General features: G+C 61.7%; 12 protein-coding genes. 10 read left to right on the forward strand and 2 right to left on the reverse strand.

The window, feature by feature from the left end:
• The first annotated feature begins 161 nt into the window (after window positions 1-161).
• Window positions 162-1,481 (forward strand): hypothetical protein, encoded by a 1,320-nt coding sequence (locus HBO19_RS15285; protein WP_262386272.1) that lies wholly within the window; start codon window positions 162-164, stop codon window positions 1,479-1,481.
• A gap of 28 nt (window positions 1,482-1,509) precedes the next feature.
• Here the strand turns inward: HBO19_RS15285 and HBO19_RS15290 are convergent, their stop codons facing one another.
• Window positions 1,510-4,803 carry an EAL domain-containing protein gene (locus HBO19_RS15290; RefSeq protein ID WP_169953448.1) on the reverse strand — a complete coding sequence of 1,098 codons (3,294 nt, stop codon included), beginning with the start codon at window positions 4,801-4,803 and terminating at the stop codon, window positions 1,510-1,512.
• 63 nt (window positions 4,804-4,866) lie between these two features.
• On the reverse strand, window positions 4,867-5,757 hold the full coding sequence (locus tag HBO19_RS15295) for a LysR family transcriptional regulator (protein WP_169953450.1): 891 nt from the start codon (window positions 5,755-5,757) through the stop codon (window positions 4,867-4,869).
• Between the two features lie 146 nt (window positions 5,758-5,903).
• Between HBO19_RS15295 and leuC the strand changes: the two genes are divergently transcribed.
• The 9 genes from leuC (at window position 5,904) to HBO19_RS15340 (ending at window position 16,892) form a co-directional block, all read left to right on the forward strand.
• Window positions 5,904-7,322, forward strand: coding sequence for a 3-isopropylmalate dehydratase large subunit (gene leuC, locus HBO19_RS15300; protein WP_169953452.1), 1,419 nt, complete (start codon window positions 5,904-5,906; stop codon window positions 7,320-7,322).
• Window positions 7,323-7,332: 10 nt separating this feature from the next.
• Complete coding sequence (gene leuD, locus HBO19_RS15305; protein WP_169953454.1) at window positions 7,333-7,977, forward strand: 3-isopropylmalate dehydratase small subunit; 645 nt, start codon at window positions 7,333-7,335, stop codon at window positions 7,975-7,977.
• A gap of 129 nt (window positions 7,978-8,106) precedes the next feature.
• Complete coding sequence (locus HBO19_RS15310; protein ID WP_169953456.1) at window positions 8,107-8,871, forward strand: class I SAM-dependent methyltransferase; 765 nt, start codon at window positions 8,107-8,109, stop codon at window positions 8,869-8,871.
• 51 nt (window positions 8,872-8,922) lie between these two features.
• Window positions 8,923-10,005 (forward strand): 3-isopropylmalate dehydrogenase, encoded by a 1,083-nt coding sequence (gene leuB / locus HBO19_RS15315; RefSeq protein WP_169953458.1) that lies wholly within the window; start codon window positions 8,923-8,925, stop codon window positions 10,003-10,005.
• A gap of 64 nt (window positions 10,006-10,069) precedes the next feature.
• Window positions 10,070-11,182: an aspartate-semialdehyde dehydrogenase gene (gene asd, locus HBO19_RS15320; RefSeq protein WP_169953460.1), complete on the forward strand. Its 1,113-nt coding sequence runs from the start codon at window positions 10,070-10,072 to the stop codon at window positions 11,180-11,182.
• Window positions 11,183-11,421: 239 nt separating this feature from the next.
• A complete protein-coding gene (locus tag HBO19_RS15325) occupies window positions 11,422-12,432 on the forward strand; it encodes an aspartate-semialdehyde dehydrogenase (protein WP_170057805.1) in 1,011 nt (336 codons plus the stop codon).
• 162 nt (window positions 12,433-12,594) lie between these two features.
• A complete protein-coding gene (locus HBO19_RS15330) occupies window positions 12,595-15,132 on the forward strand; it encodes a FimV family protein (RefSeq protein ID WP_170057806.1) in 2,538 nt (845 codons plus the stop codon).
• A gap of 238 nt (window positions 15,133-15,370) precedes the next feature.
• Complete coding sequence (truA, locus tag HBO19_RS15335) at window positions 15,371-16,195, forward strand: tRNA pseudouridine(38-40) synthase TruA (RefSeq protein WP_169953538.1); 825 nt, start codon at window positions 15,371-15,373, stop codon at window positions 16,193-16,195.
• A gap of 64 nt (window positions 16,196-16,259) precedes the next feature.
• Window positions 16,260-16,892 (forward strand): phosphoribosylanthranilate isomerase, encoded by a 633-nt coding sequence (locus tag HBO19_RS15340; protein WP_170057807.1) that lies wholly within the window; start codon window positions 16,260-16,262, stop codon window positions 16,890-16,892.
• Window positions 16,893-16,987: the final 95 nt, after the last annotated feature.

A 16,987-nucleotide genomic window follows, 5' to 3' on the forward strand; every position in this document is an offset into this window, starting at 1 on the left:
GTTGTGTAGTTGTCGTTTTAAATTATAAGAGTGGCTGTTGTTTTCCTGCGCAGGTTTTTAACGTTAATTTTACTTTGGGTTTTCCTGATGCTTGGCATGCGCGGGTTTGCGCGATGTCTTGTTTGTCATACTTTTAATAAGTCTGTGGTTAGGAGGTTGTCATGAATGTGAATATGCTCAATCGGTCATTTACTGACAGTTATAGGCTGGGTGATAAACCTGTCAATGCTGTTTCTGCTGACGTTTTTTCAACTAGTAGCGGGGAGAAGCCCCAAGATATCGTGAATGCCTTTACCGCCACCCCCCGTGGATTCGGTGAGCATTTTGACAATAGTACCCATGCGGCTGTTATCAAAATGATGATGATGACCTTTGGTCAAAGCCCCCGCGATATGTTTGATGAGATTAAATCGACTGGTGATGGTTATGACATTACGATGAAAGATGAGTTTAAGGTTCATGTGTCCCATGATGAACTAAAACTTACGGCGCAGGCCTCGCGATTTTCCGGCAACGATCAATCAGCCATCAACGACGCCAACGTTGTACTCGCCGCTTTTGCCAAGCGCAAACAACAAGCAGGTGGCTATGACAGTTTCGACAAGGTCCTGCACAAGAGCCTTGAGGGTGAAACGATGCAGAACTGCCTGCGGGGCATGGGGATGATTGGTTTTGCCCAGTTTGTGCCTGCCACTTACATGGCCGCCAGCGGCGCCGTAGGTGTGGTGGAAACCCATAATTTTGGCTCCGCGTTTGTCATGGACAATACCCAACATAATTATGGGCAAAAACAGCGGGTTGATAGAAGTTACGGTTATATGTTGTTCAATGACCAGACTGTGCCTGGCGTATCGCCCGCAACCGTCGATTTACCTGACCTGAAATTATCCAGTGTGCCCATAGGCACCCAACCCGCAGATATCTGGAACGGTTTTTACCAGGGGGCAGAAGGCAACTGTGTCACCGTGTCAGCGATCAAGGCGGCCATGATGCGGTTTGGACAAAATCCCCAAGGCATCTTTAAAAAGATCACCGCCACGGCTGAGGGTTATGAAGTGCTCATGAGGGATTCCTTCAAGCTGACCCTGACCCACGATGAACTGAAACAGGCCAAGGCTGCCTCCAACTTGAAGGGTAGCAATCCGGCGCTGCTGGACGATGCCAACTTCTTGTACGCCGTGAGTGCCAAGCGGGCCCAGGTGGAAAACAACGATTCGCGTGGCAACCAAAGTTACGAGGTTGCCATGGCAACACTCAACGACGGTGAATACCCCGGCGCCGCATTGCGTCGGCTTGGGTTGTTTGCCTATATCCGTGAAAGTACGGTTGAAGAACTGGCTCGTGGCACCACGGGCACCTTGGCCAACACCTATCACTCGGTGGCGGTGATCGACGGCAAGCTGGACCTGTATGGGCAAAAACTCAGCCTGGAAAACTCGCACTGGCAGGGGCACTTCCACCGGGCATTGAAATTAGTGTGATACCCGGCGCAGGGACCCAGAGCGCTCTTCAGGTCCCGGCGCCTGGCCGTAACAGCTCTATAAATGCATCCAGGGGTAACGGCCGGCTGTGCAAATAACCCTGATACAGATGGCAACCCAGCCCCTGCAGGAACGCCAGTTGCTCGGGCGTTTCTACGCCTTCGGCAATCACCTCCAGGTTCAGGCTGCGCGCCATGGCCACGATCGCGCGGATGATCTCGGCGTCGTTCGGGTCGTGGGTGGCGTCCCTCACAAACGATTGATCGATCTTCAAGGCATCGACCGGCAGGCGCTTGAGGTAGGTCAATGACGAATAACCGGTGCCGAAATCGTCCATGGCGAAGCTGACCCCGAGTTTTTTCAGGCGGCGCATTTTGCCGATGGTGTCGTCCAGGTTCTGGATCACGATGCCTTCGGTGATTTCCAGTTTCAGCAAGGTGAACGGCAGTTGATGCTGCTTGAGGCTGCGCTCTACCCGTTCGACAAAATCGTTCTGGCGAAACTGCCGGGGGCTGATATTCACGCACAGGCTGAAGCCGTCCGGCTCCACCAGGCCTTCGGCGATCAGCCGGGCAAAGGCACCACAGGCTTCGTCGAGGATCCAGGTGCCCACCTCGAGAATCAGCCCGCTGTCTTCCAGAACCTTGATGAACTCCGTCGGCGATTGCGCACCCAACTGCGGATGCTGCCAGCGCACCAGGGCCTCGGCGCCGACAATGCGATTGCCCCGGGCATCGACCTGGGGTTGGTAATGCACACTGAACTCGCCCCGCGACAACGCCAGGCGCAGGTCTGTCTCCATGCGCAGGCGCTCGCTGGCGGTGCGTTGCATGCTGTTATGGAACATCTGCGTGGTATTGCGCCCCGAATCCTTGGCCCGGTACAGGGCAATATCCGCGCGCTTGAGCAGGTCGGCCGGGGTCGAGCCGTGGTCGGGAATCAGCGCCACGCCGATGCTGGGGGTGACCTGCAAGCGCTGGCCATCGAGAAACATCGGCTCGGACAACAGTTCGCGCAGGGTGTCGGACAGCAACTGCACCTGCTTGCTGACCTCTAACCGAGTACCTTCCAGCCCGCTGAGCAGCACCACGAATTCGTCCCCTCCCAGGCGCGCCACGGTGTCCTCCATGCGCACGCTGGCCTCCAGGCGCGCAGTGACGATTTTCAGCACGGTGTCGCCCACCGGGTGGCCGAGGGAATCGTTGATGTGCTTGAAGTGATCCAGGTCCAGAAACAGCAGCGCACCCCGCAGGTTGTGGCGTTTAAGCAGGGCGATCTGCTGGCTCAGGCGATCCATCAGCAAGGCGCGATTGGGCAGGTTGGTCAGCGGGTCGTGATAGGCCAGGTGGCGGATCTGCGCCTGCGCGCTCTTGAGCAGGCTGACATCCCGTGCGGTCAGCAGCAGGCACGGGGTTTCATTGAGGGTAATCGGCTCGACCGACACTTCTACCGCCAGCAACTCGCCACGTTTGTTGTGCCAGAGCATGTCCAGGTGGTGGATGCGGCCCTTGATCTGCAATTCGGCCAACAGCGCGGCGCGCTGGTTTTCATCGGCCCAGATGCCGATCTGATACAGGGTCAGGCCAATGGCTTCTTCGGCGCGGTAGCCGGTCAGGCGGCAGAAGCCGTCATTGACCTCCACATAGCGCCCGGTGTCGCGCTCGGTAATGGACACCGCATCGGGGCTGGAATGGAAGGCCTTGGCGAATTTCTCCTCACTGGCCTTGAGCGCCGCCTCCGAGCGCTGTTGCTGGGTGATATCGCGCAGGGTGGTGACCACACAGGGCTGGTTGCCGACCTTGATCAGCCGGCTGGAAATCATGCAGGTCAGGCGCTGGCCGTTCTTGTGGTGGACGATGATCGCCACGTTGTTCAGCGCCTGCTCGCGGATCACCTGCTCGATGCGCTGCAGGCGCTGGGTTGGCTGATCCCACAGGCCGATCTGCTCGGCGGTGTGGTTGATGACTTCGGCGGCGGCCCAGCCAAAGGTCTGGCTGAAACTGGGGTTGATTTCGATGAACTCGCCGCTGGCCAGGCGTGTGACGCAGATCGGGTCGGGGCTGGCGAGGAACAGGCTGGCGAATTTCTCTTCAGACGCACTCAGGCGCTGTTCGCGTTCCACCTGGTCGGTGATATCCAGCAAGGTGCCGGCCATGCGCACCGGCGTGCCCTGCGCGTCACGGTAGAGGCGGGCGCGGCTTTCCAGGTAGCGCGAGCTGCCGTCTTCCAGTTGCACGCGGTAGGTCAGTTGGTAGTTGCCCGCCGGCCCCTCACGCAAGGTGCGATAGGCATCGCGCATGCTGGCGCGCTCTTCATCGGGCATGCCTTCAAAAAACGCGTCGAACGACTCATGGAACGGGTGCGGATCCAGGCCGTGCAACTGCGCGGCCCGCGCCGAGCCGTAGAGCATGCCGCTGGGGATATGCCAGTCCCAGGTGCCCAACTGGGCCGAGTCCAGGGCCAGATCCAGGCGTTCCTGGCTGTCCTTGAGGGCCTGCTCGGCGTTCTTGCGTTCGGTGGTGTCGAGGAAGGTGCTGATCAGGTAGGCCTGGCCCTCGAGCTCGACCTTTTGTGCGCTGAGGGTGCCGTCATGGATTTGCCCGTTGCTGGCGCGAAATTGCACCTCCATGGTGATGGGCTCGCCCTTGCGCTGGGTCGCCCTGACCAACAGGGCCCGTTGCTCCGGGTGGACCCACAGCCCCAGGTCGAGGGTGGTGCGGCCAATGGCATCGGCCACCGGCCAGCCGAACAGGCTTTCAAAATACTGGTTGGCTTCACTGATCAGGCCATCTTCCTGGCGGGTCAGCAGGACCATGTTCGGGCACAGGTGGAACAGCGTGGCGAAGCGTTTTTCGGAGTGGCCCAGGGCATGTTCGCGTTCGCGCTGCTGGGTGGTTTCGCGGATCACCCCGATCATGCGCCGGCGCCCGGACGCATCCGGCAGCAGGCTGCCATTGATTTCCAGCCAGTGCAGGCTGCCGTCCGGCCACTGGATGCGGTGATGCATGGCTTGTTCGAAGGGTGCGCCGGCCAGGACCGCGTGAAACGCCCGGATCACGCGGCCGCGGTCCTCGGCGGCCAGCAGGTCGAGGTAGTCCAGGTCCTTGGGCAATGGCTGCCGGGGGTCGAAGCCGAATAGCGCCTGGGTGCCGCGCGACCAACTGATCCGCCCGCTGTCGATATCCCAGCTCCAGGCGCCGAGCCGTGCGGCATTGAGCGCCGCCAGCAGTTGCGGGGCGTTTTCCCAGCTTTGTTCCGCCTGCTGGGGGTCCAGGGCGTGAATGCGCGGCAGCGGCGGCACGGGATCGACAGGGTTGGGCATTATCAAGGGGCCTTGGCTCGATGGGCGTTCGGCGCGGGAGCAGGGTCTACAGGCCGCACGGCCTCATGCCGGCATCCCAGCCGGATCGACCTGTGCATCCAATAGGCTCATGAAAGCCCGCGCAGCGTTCGACAGCGTCCTTTCGGTGTGCACGATATAGCCTAGCTGGCGACTGAGCTGTATGCCCGGTAAAGCGATACTGGCCACTTGATCATCGAGCATGGTGCGCGGCAACACGCTCCAGGCCAAGCCGATGGAGACCATCATCTTGATGGTTTCCAGGTAGTTGGTGCTCATGGCGATGTTCGGCGTCAGGCCCTGGGCCTCGAACAGCCGGTGCACGATATGGTGGGTAAAGGTGTTGCCACCGGGGAATACCGCCGGGTGCCGGGCAATGTCGGCCAGGCTGATGCTGGCGTTGCTGGCCAGGCTATGTTCGGGCGCCACCACGAAATCCAGGGGGTCGTCCCACACCGGGGTGGCTCGCACCAGGCTGTGGGGCTCCGGGGCCAGGGTGATGACGGCCACTTCGGCACGGCCATGGAGGATTTCCTCGTAGGCGACTTCCGAATCCAGGAACTGAATATCCAGTGCCACGTTCGGGTATTCCCGGGTGAACGTGCGCAACACCGGGGGCAGGCGGTGCAGGCCGATGTGATGGCTGGTCGCCAGGGTCAGGCGTCCGCTGACTTCGCCAGTCAGGTTGGTCAAGGCGCGGCGGGTGTCATCCAGCACATTGAGGATCTGATAGGCGCGGGGCAGCAGGGCACGCCCGGCCTCTGTCAGGCCCACTTCCCGGCCCAGTCGATCAAACAGGCGCACCTTCAGTTGTTGCTCAAGGCCGGCGATGCGCTTGCTGATTGCCGGTTGCGTCAAGTGCAGGCGTTCCCCGGCCCCGGAGAAGCTGCCGGTTTCGGCGATGGCAATAAAAGCATTGAGGTTGGCCAGGTCCATGGTCGTATTCCAGTTGGTTATCCAAAGCATGAAAAATATGAATTTGAGTTATTTAATGTAACGCCATAGCATCAGCCTCACAAGCCAAAGGGTTATTGAATCGTTCAACGCCCAGGGCATAGAAAGACGCTGATGAGGACCGACTGATGGCCGGCAAAACGCTTTACGACAAGCTCTGGGATTCCCATGAAGTGAAACGGCGCGATGATGGCTCGTCGCTGATCTACATCGACCGTCACATCATCCACGAAGTGACCTCGCCCCAAGCGTTCGAAGGCCTGCGACTGGCCGGGCGCAAGCCATGGCGCGTCGACTCGATCATCGCCACCCCAGACCACAACGTGCCGACCACCCCGGAGCGCAAGGGCGGTATCGAAGCCATTGCCGACCAGGTCTCGCGTTTGCAGGTCCAGACCCTCGACGACTATTGCGACGAGTACGGCATCACCGAATTCAAGATGAATGACGTGCGCCAGGGCATCGTCCACGTAATCGGCCCGGAGCAGGGCGCGACCTTGCCGGGCATGACCGTGGTCTGCGGCGACTCCCATACCTCGACCCACGGCGCGTTCGGCGCCCTGGCCCACGGTATTGGCACTTCCGAGGTGGAACATGTGTTCGCCACCCAGTGCCTGGTTGCTAAAAAAATGAAGAACATGCTGGTGCTGGTCGAAGGCACCTTGCCCTTTGGTGTCACCGCCAAGGACATCGTGCTCGCGGTGATCGGCAAGATCGGCACCGCCGGCGGCAACGGCCATGCCATCGAATTCGCCGGCAGCGCCATTCGCGACCTGTCCATCGAAGGCCGCATGACCATCTGCAACATGTCCATCGAGGCCGGTGCCCGCGTGGGCATGGTCGCGGCGGATGAAAAAACCGTCGAATACGTCAAGGGTCGTCCGTTTGCACCGGCGGGCGCCGATTGGGATGCCGCCGTAGAAGCCTGGAAAGACCTGGTGTCCGACAAGGATGCGGTGTTCGATACGGTGGTTGAACTCGACGCGGCCCAGATCAAGCCGCAAGTCAGCTGGGGCACCTCGCCGGAAATGGTCCTGGCCGTTGACCAGAACGTGCCGGACCCGGCCAAGGAAGCCGACCTGGTCAAGCGCGGCTCCATCGAGCGCGCCTTGAAGTACATGGGGTTGAAAGCCAACCAGGCGATCACTGACATCCAGTTGGACCGTGTGTTTATCGGTTCCTGCACCAACTCGCGGATCGAAGACCTGCGCGCCGCGGCGGTGATCGCCAAGGGCCGCAAGGTGGCCTCGACCATCAAGCAGGCCATTGTGGTGCCAGGTTCGGGCCTGGTGAAGGCCCAGGCGGAAGCGGAAGGCCTGGACAAAATCTTCCTCGAAGCCGGCTTTGAATGGCGCGAGCCGGGCTGCTCGATGTGCCTGGCGATGAACCCGGACCGTTTGGAGTCCGGCGAGCATTGCGCGTCCACCTCCAACCGTAACTTCGAAGGGCGTCAGGGCGCCGGTGGTCGTACTCACCTGGTCAGCCCGGCCATGGCCGCTGCGGCTGCCGTCAACGGTCGTTTCATCGACGTTCGCGAATTGATCTGAGGAATACCCGATGAGAGCTTTTACCCAACACACAGGTCTGGTCGCGCCGTTGGACCGTGCCAACGTGGACACTGACCAGATCATCCCCAAGCAGTTCTTGAAGTCGATCAAGCGCACCGGCTTTGGCCCCAATCTGTTCGATGAGTGGCGCTACCTGGACGTGGGCTACGCCTACCAGGACAACTCCAAGCGCCCGTTGAACAAGGATTTCGTACTCAACGCCGAGCGCTACCAGGGCGCCAGCGTGTTGCTGGCCCGGGAAAACTTCGGTTGCGGCTCCAGCCGCGAACACGCGCCGTGGGCCCTGGAAGAATATGGTTTTCGCAGCATCATCGCGCCGAGCTACGCCGATATCTTCTTCAATAACAGCTTCAAGAATGGCTTGTTGCCGATCATCCTGAGCGATGCCGAAGTGGACGAGTTGTTCGGGCAAGTGGAAGCCAACGTGGGCTACCAGTTGACCGTCGACCTGGCTGCACAGACCGTGACCCGTCCGGATGGCAAGGTGTACCACTTTGAAGTGGATGCCTTCCGTAAACACTGCCTGATCAACGGCCTGGACGACATCGGCCTGACCTTGCAGGACGGCGAGGCAATTGCCGCGTTTGAAGCCAAGCACCGGGCCAGCCAGCCTTGGTTGTTTCGTGATGCCTGATTTGCGGTAACCGTGCGGGCCCCATCGCGGGCAAGCCCGACTCCCACACTGGAATGCATTCCAACTGTGGGAGCTGGCTTGCCTGCGATAGCGCCCGTACAGCCACCCCAAAACCTGAGGAAAGCCACCATGACCAACACCGCCCACACCCAAGTCGTGCAAAAACAATTCGGCGAACAGGCCTCGGCCTACCTGAGCAGTGCCGTGCACGCCCAGGGCAGCGAATTCGCACTGCTGCAGGCCGAACTGGCCGGGCAGGGCGCTGCACGACTGCTGGACCTGGGCTGTGGTGCCGGTCACGTGAGTTTCCACGTAGCACCGCTGGTCAAGGAAGTGGTGGCCTACGACCTGTCGCAGCAGATGCTCGACGTGGTCGCCGCCGCTGCCACAGAGCGTGGCCTGGACAATATTCGTACCCTGCACGGCGCCGCCGAGCGCCTGCCGTTCGCCGATGGCGAGTTCGACTTCGTGTTCAGCCGCTACTCGGCCCATCACTGGAGCGACCTGGGCCAGGCCCTGCGCGAAGTGCGCCGGGTGCTCAAGCCGGGCGGCGTAGCGGCGTTTGTCGATGTCTTGTCACCGGGCAGCCCGCTGTTGGACACTTACCTGCAAACCGTCGAAGTGCTGCGCGACACCAGCCATGTGCGCGATTACTCCGCCGGCGAGTGGATGCGCCAGCTCAGCGAAGCCGGCCTGCATGTACGCAACAGCAATCGCCAGCGCCTGCGCCTGGAATACACCTCGTGGGTCGAGCGCATGCGCACGCCAGAGGTATTGCGCGCCGCGATCCTGGAGCTGCAAAAGGCGATGGGCCAGGAAGTGCGCGATTATTTTGAGATTCAAGCCGATGGCACCTTCAGCACCGACGTGCTGGTGGTCTGGGCCGAACGCTAATAATTTTCCCGACCTGCCCGAGGGCGGGTCGCTTGATGAAATGAGGAACCCATGAGCAAGCAGATTCTGATTCTCCCTGGCGACGGCATTGGTCCGGAAATCATGGCCGAAGCGGTCAAGGTCCTGGAATTGGCCAACAGCAAGTACAGCCTGGGCTTTGAACTGAGTCACGACGTGATCGGCGGCGCTGCCATCGACAAGCATGGCGTGCCCCTGGCCGACGAAACCCTGGACCGTGCCCGTGCTGCCGACGCGGTGCTGCTCGGCGCCGTGGGTGGGCCGAAATGGGACAAGATCGAACGTGACATCCGTCCGGAGCGCGGCCTGCTGAAAATCCGTGCGCAACTGGGCCTGTTCGGCAACCTGCGCCCGGCAATCCTCTACCCGCAACTGGCCGACGCGTCGAGCCTCAAGCCGGAAGTGGTGGCGGGCCTGGATATCCTGATCGTGCGTGAGCTGACCGGCGGTATCTACTTTGGCTCGCCACGGGGCGTGCGCGAGCTGGAAAATGGCGAGCGCCAGGCCTACGACACCCTGCCGTACAGCGAGAGTGAAATCCGCCGTATCGCCCGTGTCGGTTTCGACATGGCCCGGGTGCGCGGCAAGAAGGTCTGCTCGGTGGACAAGGCTAACGTCCTGGCCTCCAGCCAGCTGTGGCGCGAGATCGTCGAAGAAGTGGCCAAGGACTATCCGGACGTCGAACTCAGCCACATGTACGTCGACAACGCCGCCATGCAGTTGGTGCGTGCGCCCAAGCAGTTCGACGTGATCGTCACCGACAACCTGTTCGGCGACATCCTGTCCGACCAGGCCTCGATGCTCACCGGTTCCATCGGCATGCTGCCGTCGGCGTCCCTGGACACCAACAATAAGGGCATGTACGAGCCATGCCACGGTTCGGCGCCAGACATCGCGGGCCAGGGCATTGCCAACCCGCTGGCGACCATTTTGTCGGTGTCGATGATGCTGCGCTACAGCTTCAACCTCAGCGAAGCGGCGGATGCCATCGAGCAAGCGGTGAGCCTGGTGCTGGACCAGGGCCTGCGTACCGGCGACATCTGGTCGCAGGGTTGCACCAAGGTCGGGACGCAGGAAATGGGCGACGCAGTAGTCGCCGCGCTGCGGAATCTGTAATCTCTCGGGCCCGCTTGCAGTTGTTGCTGCAAGGCGGCCCACTTTTTAACAAGGTGTAGTTGCGATGAAACGTGTAGGTCTGATCGGTTGGCGCGGTATGGTCGGTTCCGTGCTCATGCAGCGGATGCTGGAAGAGCAGGATTTCGATCTTATTGAGCCGGTGTTTTTCACCACTTCGAATGTCGGTGGCCAAGGGCCGTCCGTGGGCAAGGATATCGCCCCGCTCAAGGACGCCTACAACATTGAAGAGCTCAAGACCCTCGACGTCATTCTGACCTGCCAGGGCGGCGACTACACCAGTGAAGTCTTCCCCAAGCTGCGCGAAGCCGGCTGGCAGGGCTACTGGATCGATGCAGCGTCCAGCCTGCGTATGCAGGACGACGCGGTGATCATCCTCGACCCGGTCAACCGCAAGGTCATCGACCAGCAGCTTGACGCCGGCACCAAGAACTATGTCGGTGGCAACTGCACCGTCAGCCTGATGCTGATGGGCCTGGGTGGCCTGTTCGAAGCCGGGCTGGTGGAGTGGATGAGTGCCATGACCTACCAGGCGGCCTCCGGTGCCGGCGCGCAGAACATGCGCGAGCTGATCAAGCAGATGGGCGCGACCCACGCGGCCGTCGCCGATCAACTGGCCGACCCGGCCAGTGCGATCCTCGACATCGACCGCCGTGTGGCCGAGGCCATGCGCAGCGAAGCCTACCCGACCGAGAACTTCGGCGTGCCCTTGGCCGGCAGCCTGATCCCGTGGATCGACAAGGAACTGCCGAACGGCCAGAGCCGCGAAGAGTGGAAAGCCCAGGCCGAGACCAACAAGATCCTCGGGCGCTTCAAGAACCCGATCCCGGTGGACGGTATTTGCGTGCGGATCGGCGCCATGCGCTGCCACAGCCAGGCGCTGACCATCAAGCTCAATAAAGACGTGCCGATCGCCGATATCGAAGGGCTGATCAGCCAGCACAACCCATGGGTCAAGCTGGTGCCCAACAGCCGTGATATCAGCATGCAGGAGCTGAGCCCGACCAAGGTCACCGGCACCCTGAATGTACCGGTGGGCCGTCTGCGCAAGCTGAACATGGGCACCCAGTACCTGGGCGCCTTCACTGTAGGTGACCAATTGCTGTGGGGCGCGGCCGAGCCGCTGCGTCGGATGTTGCGGATTCTGCTGGAGCGTTGATCGCTTAGTGGTGTTGAAGAAACCCGCGTTCTGGTGACAGGCGCGGGTTTTTTATTGCGCCTGAGGCCATCATCGCGGGCAAGCCCGCTCCCACACTTGAATGTGTTCACAAATCCAAATGTGGGAGCGGGCTTGCCCGCGATGACGGCCCGCGCCACACCACAAACCCCAGGCCAATTGCCTCACCCCCCACCACCCGGTAAAGTGCCGCTCCCCCCGCAATGCCCGAGGCAGCCTCCATGACCCAGACCTTTGATATCGCCGTGATCGGCGCCACCGGCACGGTGGGCGAAACCCTGGTGCAGATCCTCGAAGAACTGGCGTTCCCGGTAGGCGCCCTGCACCTGCTGGCCAGCAGCGAGTCGGCCGGCGCGTCGGTGCCGTTTCGCGGCAAAAACGTGCGGGTACGGGAAGTCGATGAGTTCGATTTCAGCAAGGTGCAACTGGCCTTCTTCGCCGCAGGCCCGGCGGTCACCCTGAGTTTCGCGCCGCGCGCCACGGCAGCCGGTTGCTCATTGATCGACCTGTCCGGCGCCCTGCCGGCCGAACAGGCGCCCCAAGTGGTGCCGGAAGCCAATGCCCAGGTACTGGACGGCTTGAAAAAGCCGTTCCAGGTGGGCAGCCCAAGCCCTTGCGCCACCCACCTGGCGGTGGTGCTCGCACCGTTGCGCAGCCTGTTGGACATCCAGCGCGTGAGCGTCACCGCCAACCTGGCCGTGTCTGCCCAGGGCCGTGAAGCCGTTAGCGAACTGGCCCGGCAAACCGCCGAGCTACTGAATGTGCGGCCCCTGGAGCCCAAGTTCTTTGATCGGCAGATGGCCTTCAACCTGTTGGCCCAGGTCGGCACGCCGGATGCGCAGGGCCACACCGCCCTGGAAAAACGCCTGGTCCACGAACTGCGTAGCCTGCTTGAATTACCGTTACTGAAGATTTCCGCAACCTGCGTTCAAGCTCCGGTGTTTTTTGGCGATAGCCTGAGCGTGTCCCTGCAACTGGCGGGGGCCGTGGACCTTGGCGCAGTCAATCGCGTGTTGGAGGCGGCGCCGGGCATCGAACTGGTGGAAGAGGGCGATTACCCCACCGCTGTTGGGGATGCGGTCGGTCAGGACGTGGTCTACGTGGGTCGGGTGCGGGCCGGTATTGATGACCCGGCGGAACTAAACTTGTGGCTGACGTCAGATAACGTACGCAAAGGCGCGGCGCTTAACGCGGTGCAACTGGCGCAGTTGTTGATAAAACACCTTGTGTAAAAGATACTTGGCGGCAATTTGTAGATTGATTCTAGCCAAGCGCTATGCTTGGCCCCATGCAGGAAAAGTTGCGCGTCGGTGACCTATCGGCTCGCCATGCCGAATGGCAGCGGTACCCAACCTTCTCGCGGGCCGAGGAGTGTTCAAACAAAGGATGAGGCTATGGTTCAAGTTCGCAAACTGGTGTTAGCAATAGCGGCCGTCTCGGCGCTGTCCTCCGGTATGGCGCAAGCGCTGCAACTTGGGGAGATGACCCTCAAGTCGAAGTTGAACCAGCCGTTGTCGGTGGAGATCGAGCTGCTCGATGTGGGCGGGCTCAGCGCCTCCGATATCGTGCCCAGCCTCGCGTCTTCCCAGGCCTTTGTGGATGCGGGTGTCGATCGCCAGGCGTTCCTCGATGAGCTGACCTTTACCCCGGTGCTCAACCCCAGTGGCCGCAGTGTGGTGCGCGTCACCTCCAGCAAGCCGTTGCCCGACTCCTACGTACGCTTCTTGTTGCAGGTGCAATGGCCCAATGGCCGGTTGATGCGGGACTACAGCGTCTTGCTGGACCCGGCCAAGTTCGAGCAAAAGGCTCCAGAGGTCATTGCCCCAGCGCCGCGCCTTGCCACGCCGGCTGCTGCCAGCGTGACCAAGGCGGCTGAACACACCACGACTTCTCGCGACACTCTGTGGGAAATCGCCGCGAAAAACCGCAATGGCGGCTCGATCCAGCAAACCATGCTGGCGATCCAGGCGCTGAACCCGGACGCCTTTGTCGACGGCAATATCAACCGCATGAAGACCGGCCAGGTATTGCGCCTGCCGGATCCGGTACAAAGCACCAGCCTGCCGCAACCCCAGGCGATTGCCGAAGTGACCGCGCAGAATGCGGCCTGGCGCCAGGGGCGTCGCGGTGCCGCTAATCAAGCAGCGGGGCGTCAGCAACTGGACGCCACCAAGCGCGCCCAGGCTGGCGCAGCGCCGTCGCAAACGGCCGCCAAGGACAACCTGAGCCTAGTCTCGGCTGAGGCTGCCAAGGCCGGCGTCAAAGGCGCCGCAGGTGACAGCAAGGCCCTGAACAACAAGTTGGCCGTGACCCAGGAAAGCCTGGATTCGACCCGCCGCGAAAACGAAGAACTCAAAAGCCGCATGTCTGACCTGCAAAGTCAGTTGGACAAGCTGCAGCGGCTGATCGAACTGAAGAACAACCAATTGGCCAAATTGCAGGCCGAAGGCGGCGCCCCGGCGCAACCGGCGGTAATACCTGCCGAACTGGCTGCGGCGCCGACTGCGCCTGCTCCGGCGGCCGAAACGCCGGTGGTTGCGCCCGTGCAAATCCCCGCTGAGCCTGCGCCCGAGGCCAGCGCCGAAGGCAAATTCAATGACCTGCTGACCAACCCCATTGTTCTCGGGGTGATCGGCGGCGCTGCCGGCCTCTTGGTGCTGTTGCTCCTGCTGCTGTGGGCACGTCATCGCAATGCGCGCCTGGAAGAGGAAAAACACCTGCGCATGGCGCGGGCGCTGGCGGAAGAGCCAGAGTTTTCCGCAAAACTTGAACAAGACTTGTCGCTCGATAGCTTCGAAGGCCTTGAAGTCCCGGCGGCAAACGTCAAGCTGGCTCCAGCTCCAGCTCCAGCTCCAGCTCCGGTTGCCGTGGCGCCTGTAGCTGCAGTTGCGACCAGCATGGCGCCGCCGAGCAAGCCCATCATCGAGCCCGGTTCCTCTGATGCCCTGGCCCAGGCCCAGTCCCATCTGGACCGTGGTCACTTGAACCAGGCCGCTGCGGTGCTGGAAGAAGCGATCAAGCTGGAGCCCAAGCGCAGCGATCTGCGCCTCAAACTCCTGGAGGTCTACGGCCAGCAGGGCGACAAGGATGGTTTCGTGACCCAGGAGCGCCAACTGGTCGCCAATGGCGAGAACCACGCCCAGGTCGAACTGTTGAAAAATCGCTACCCGGCCATGGCCGTGCTGGCTGCGGGCGTGAGTGCTGCAGTCGCCGCTGCCGCGCTGGATGCGCAGTACGTCAAGGATCTGCTCCAGGAAGAACCGGCGCCTGCCGCCACGCCTCAAACCGATGCGTTCGACACCGACTTCGACCTGAGCCTGGACGACCTCGAGGCGGCGTCGCCGGCGGTGGTCGCCCCCGAGGTCGATGACCTGAGCTTCGACTCGGTCTTGCAGCAGCAGACCGAAGCCAAGGCCAGCGAGGACGACTTGTCTGACTTTGATCTCGACTTGCAACTGGATGCACCGGCTTCCCAGTCCGACGACGACTTCCTCTCGGGCCTGGAAGAAGAGATGAAGGACCTGCCACCGGTAGAGCCGCCGACCCTGACACCCGCCGCGCTGGAAGATTTTGACCTGCCGGAAGACTTCGACCTGTCCCTGGCCGACGAACCTGCGCCATCGGACAAGCCTGATGCGTTCACCTCCGAGCTTGACGATGTCAACGCCGAGCTGGAGCGCCTGTCCCAGAGCCTGGAAAGCCCGTCGATCGAGCCGAGCTTCACCGCTGAAGATGCCGCCAAGGGCGACGATGAGCCAGAGTTCGACTTCCTGTCGGGCACCGACGAAGTCGCCACCAAGCTCGACCTGGCCCAGGCCTATATCGACATGGGCGATGAGGGTGGTGCACGTGACATCCTGGCCGAAGTCCTCACCGAAGGCGACGACGGCCAACGCAGCGAAGCTAAGGAAATGCTTAGCCGCCTGGCGTGATTACTGGCAATTAACGCAGCGGCGGCCTTCGGGTCGCCGTTTTGCATTCAAAGGTGGGAGCCGGGCTTGCCCGTGATAGAGGCGACTCGGTCCTTCGGTAGAGTCGAGGCGAGGCTATCGCAGGCCAGCCAGCTTCCACAAAATGCCCCAGGACCAGGCCCGGCACTTTATAATGGCCGCCTTTGCGCAACTATCAGGCTCTCAGCTCTTGGCAAATATAGATAACGCGGCCGCCGAAATGGCGGCCGCCGGCTTTTTCAGAATCGCCCTGGGCGTGGAATACAAAGGTTCGCGCTATCGCGGCTGGCAGCGCCAGGCCTCTGGCGTGCCGACTGTGCAGGAAACCCTGGAGAAGGCCCTGTCGAAGGTCGCCGACTCGCCGGTTTCATTGATGTGCGCAGGGCGCACCGACGCGGGCGTGCATGCCTGCGGGCAAGTGGTGCATTTTGACACCCAGGCCGAGCGTTCGATGAAGGCGTGGGTCATGGGCGCCAATATCAATCTGCCCCACGATGTCAGCGTCAGTTGGGCCAAAGTCATGCCGGCGCACTTCCATGCGCGGTTCAAGGCCATTGCCCGGCGTTACCGCTATGTGATCTACAACGATCAGATCCGTCCGGCGCACTTGAACGAAGAAATCACCTGGAACCACCGCCCGCTGGACGCCGAGCGTATGGCCGAGGCGGCCCAGCATCTGGTGGGGATCCACGACTTCAGTGCCTTTCGCGCCGGGCAGTGCCAGGCGAAGTCGCCGATCAAGGAAGTCCACCACCTGCGGGTGACACGTCACGGCAAGATGATTGTCCTGGATATCCGCGCCGGGGCGTTCCTGCACCATATGGTGCGCAATATCGCCGGGGTGCTGATGACCATTGGTACTGGCGAGCGCCCGGTGGAGTGGGCCAGGGAAGTGCTGGAGAGTCGGGTGCGGCGGACCGGCGGGGTGACGGCGCACCCGTTCGGCCTGTATCTGGTGGATGTGGAGTACCGAGATGAGTTCGAGCTGCCGCAGCGTTTCATCGGGCCACACTTCCTCACAGGTTTCACTGAACTTGGCGGCTGACGCCCGGAAAAGCATTTGTTACCATCCGGGACTTTCCTGGACAGCCCCCTGAGGTTTTGACGATATGTCAGGCGTTCGCAGCAAGATTTGCGGGATTACCCGCATGGAAGACGCGCTGTCGGCAGTCGAGGCGGGGGCTGACGCTATTGGTTTTGTGTTTTATGCCAAGAGCCCGCGCGCGGTGTCGGTGCAGCAGGCCCGGGCGATCATTGCCGGCTTGCCGCCGTTCGTGACCACGGTGGGGCTGTTCGTCAACGCCAGCGCCTGCGAGCTCAATGAAACCCTGGATGCTGTGCCCCTGGACCTGTTGCAGTTCCATGGCGACGAAACCCCGGGGGAGTGCGCCGGCTACCATCGCCCGTATATCAAGGCGTTGCGGGTCAAGGCCGGTGACGATATCGCCGCCAGTTGCGCCGCCTACGCCGGGGCCAGCGGGATTTTGCTCGATGCCTATGTCGAGGGCATTCCCGGTGGTACAGGCGAGGCCTTCGATTGGTCGCTGATTCCCCAGGGCTTGAGCAAGCCGATCATCCTGGCGGGCGGTTTGAACGCCGGCAATGTGGCGCAGGCCATTGCCCAGGTTCGCCCGTATGCCGTCGACGTCAGCGGCGGGGTGGAGCAGGCCAAGGGCATCAAGGATCCTGGCAAGATTCACGCATTCATGCAGGCAGTGCGCAGCAGCAGTGGCGCGATGTGACGGCTGGCAGTCTGCCGCCGTCAGTAACTACCACTGTGTAAAACAGGCCGGCGTTGCCCTCGGGCGGCGCCAATGAAGTGGCAGCCACGCACTGG

Source organism: Pseudomonas sp. WS 5021, from assembly GCF_012985535.1.
Lineage (GTDB): Bacteria > Pseudomonadota > Gammaproteobacteria > Pseudomonadales > Pseudomonadaceae > Aquipseudomonas.

Excerpts from the sequence above, each read along its gene's own strand:
- HBO19_RS15285 (WP_262386272.1), top strand. The coding sequence starts at position 162 with ATGAATGTGAATATGCTCAATCGGTCATTTACTGACAGTTATAGGCTG.
- HBO19_RS15290 (WP_169953448.1), bottom strand. The coding sequence starts at position 4,803 with ATGCCCAACCCTGTCGATCCCGTGCCGCCGCTGCCGCGCATTCACGCC.
- HBO19_RS15295 (WP_169953450.1), bottom strand. The coding sequence starts at position 5,757 with ATGGACCTGGCCAACCTCAATGCTTTTATTGCCATCGCCGAAACCGGC.
- leuC (WP_169953452.1), top strand. The coding sequence starts at position 5,904 with ATGGCCGGCAAAACGCTTTACGACAAGCTCTGGGATTCCCATGAAGTG.
- leuD (WP_169953454.1), top strand. The coding sequence starts at position 7,333 with ATGAGAGCTTTTACCCAACACACAGGTCTGGTCGCGCCGTTGGACCGT.
- HBO19_RS15310 (WP_169953456.1), top strand. The coding sequence starts at position 8,107 with ATGACCAACACCGCCCACACCCAAGTCGTGCAAAAACAATTCGGCGAA.
- leuB (WP_169953458.1), top strand. The coding sequence starts at position 8,923 with ATGAGCAAGCAGATTCTGATTCTCCCTGGCGACGGCATTGGTCCGGAA.
- asd (WP_169953460.1), top strand. The coding sequence starts at position 10,070 with ATGAAACGTGTAGGTCTGATCGGTTGGCGCGGTATGGTCGGTTCCGTG.
- HBO19_RS15325 (WP_170057805.1), top strand. The coding sequence starts at position 11,422 with ATGACCCAGACCTTTGATATCGCCGTGATCGGCGCCACCGGCACGGTG.
- HBO19_RS15330 (WP_170057806.1), top strand. The coding sequence starts at position 12,595 with ATGGTTCAAGTTCGCAAACTGGTGTTAGCAATAGCGGCCGTCTCGGCG.
- truA (WP_169953538.1), top strand. The coding sequence starts at position 15,371 with ATGGCGGCCGCCGGCTTTTTCAGAATCGCCCTGGGCGTGGAATACAAA.
- HBO19_RS15340 (WP_170057807.1), top strand. The coding sequence starts at position 16,260 with ATGTCAGGCGTTCGCAGCAAGATTTGCGGGATTACCCGCATGGAAGAC.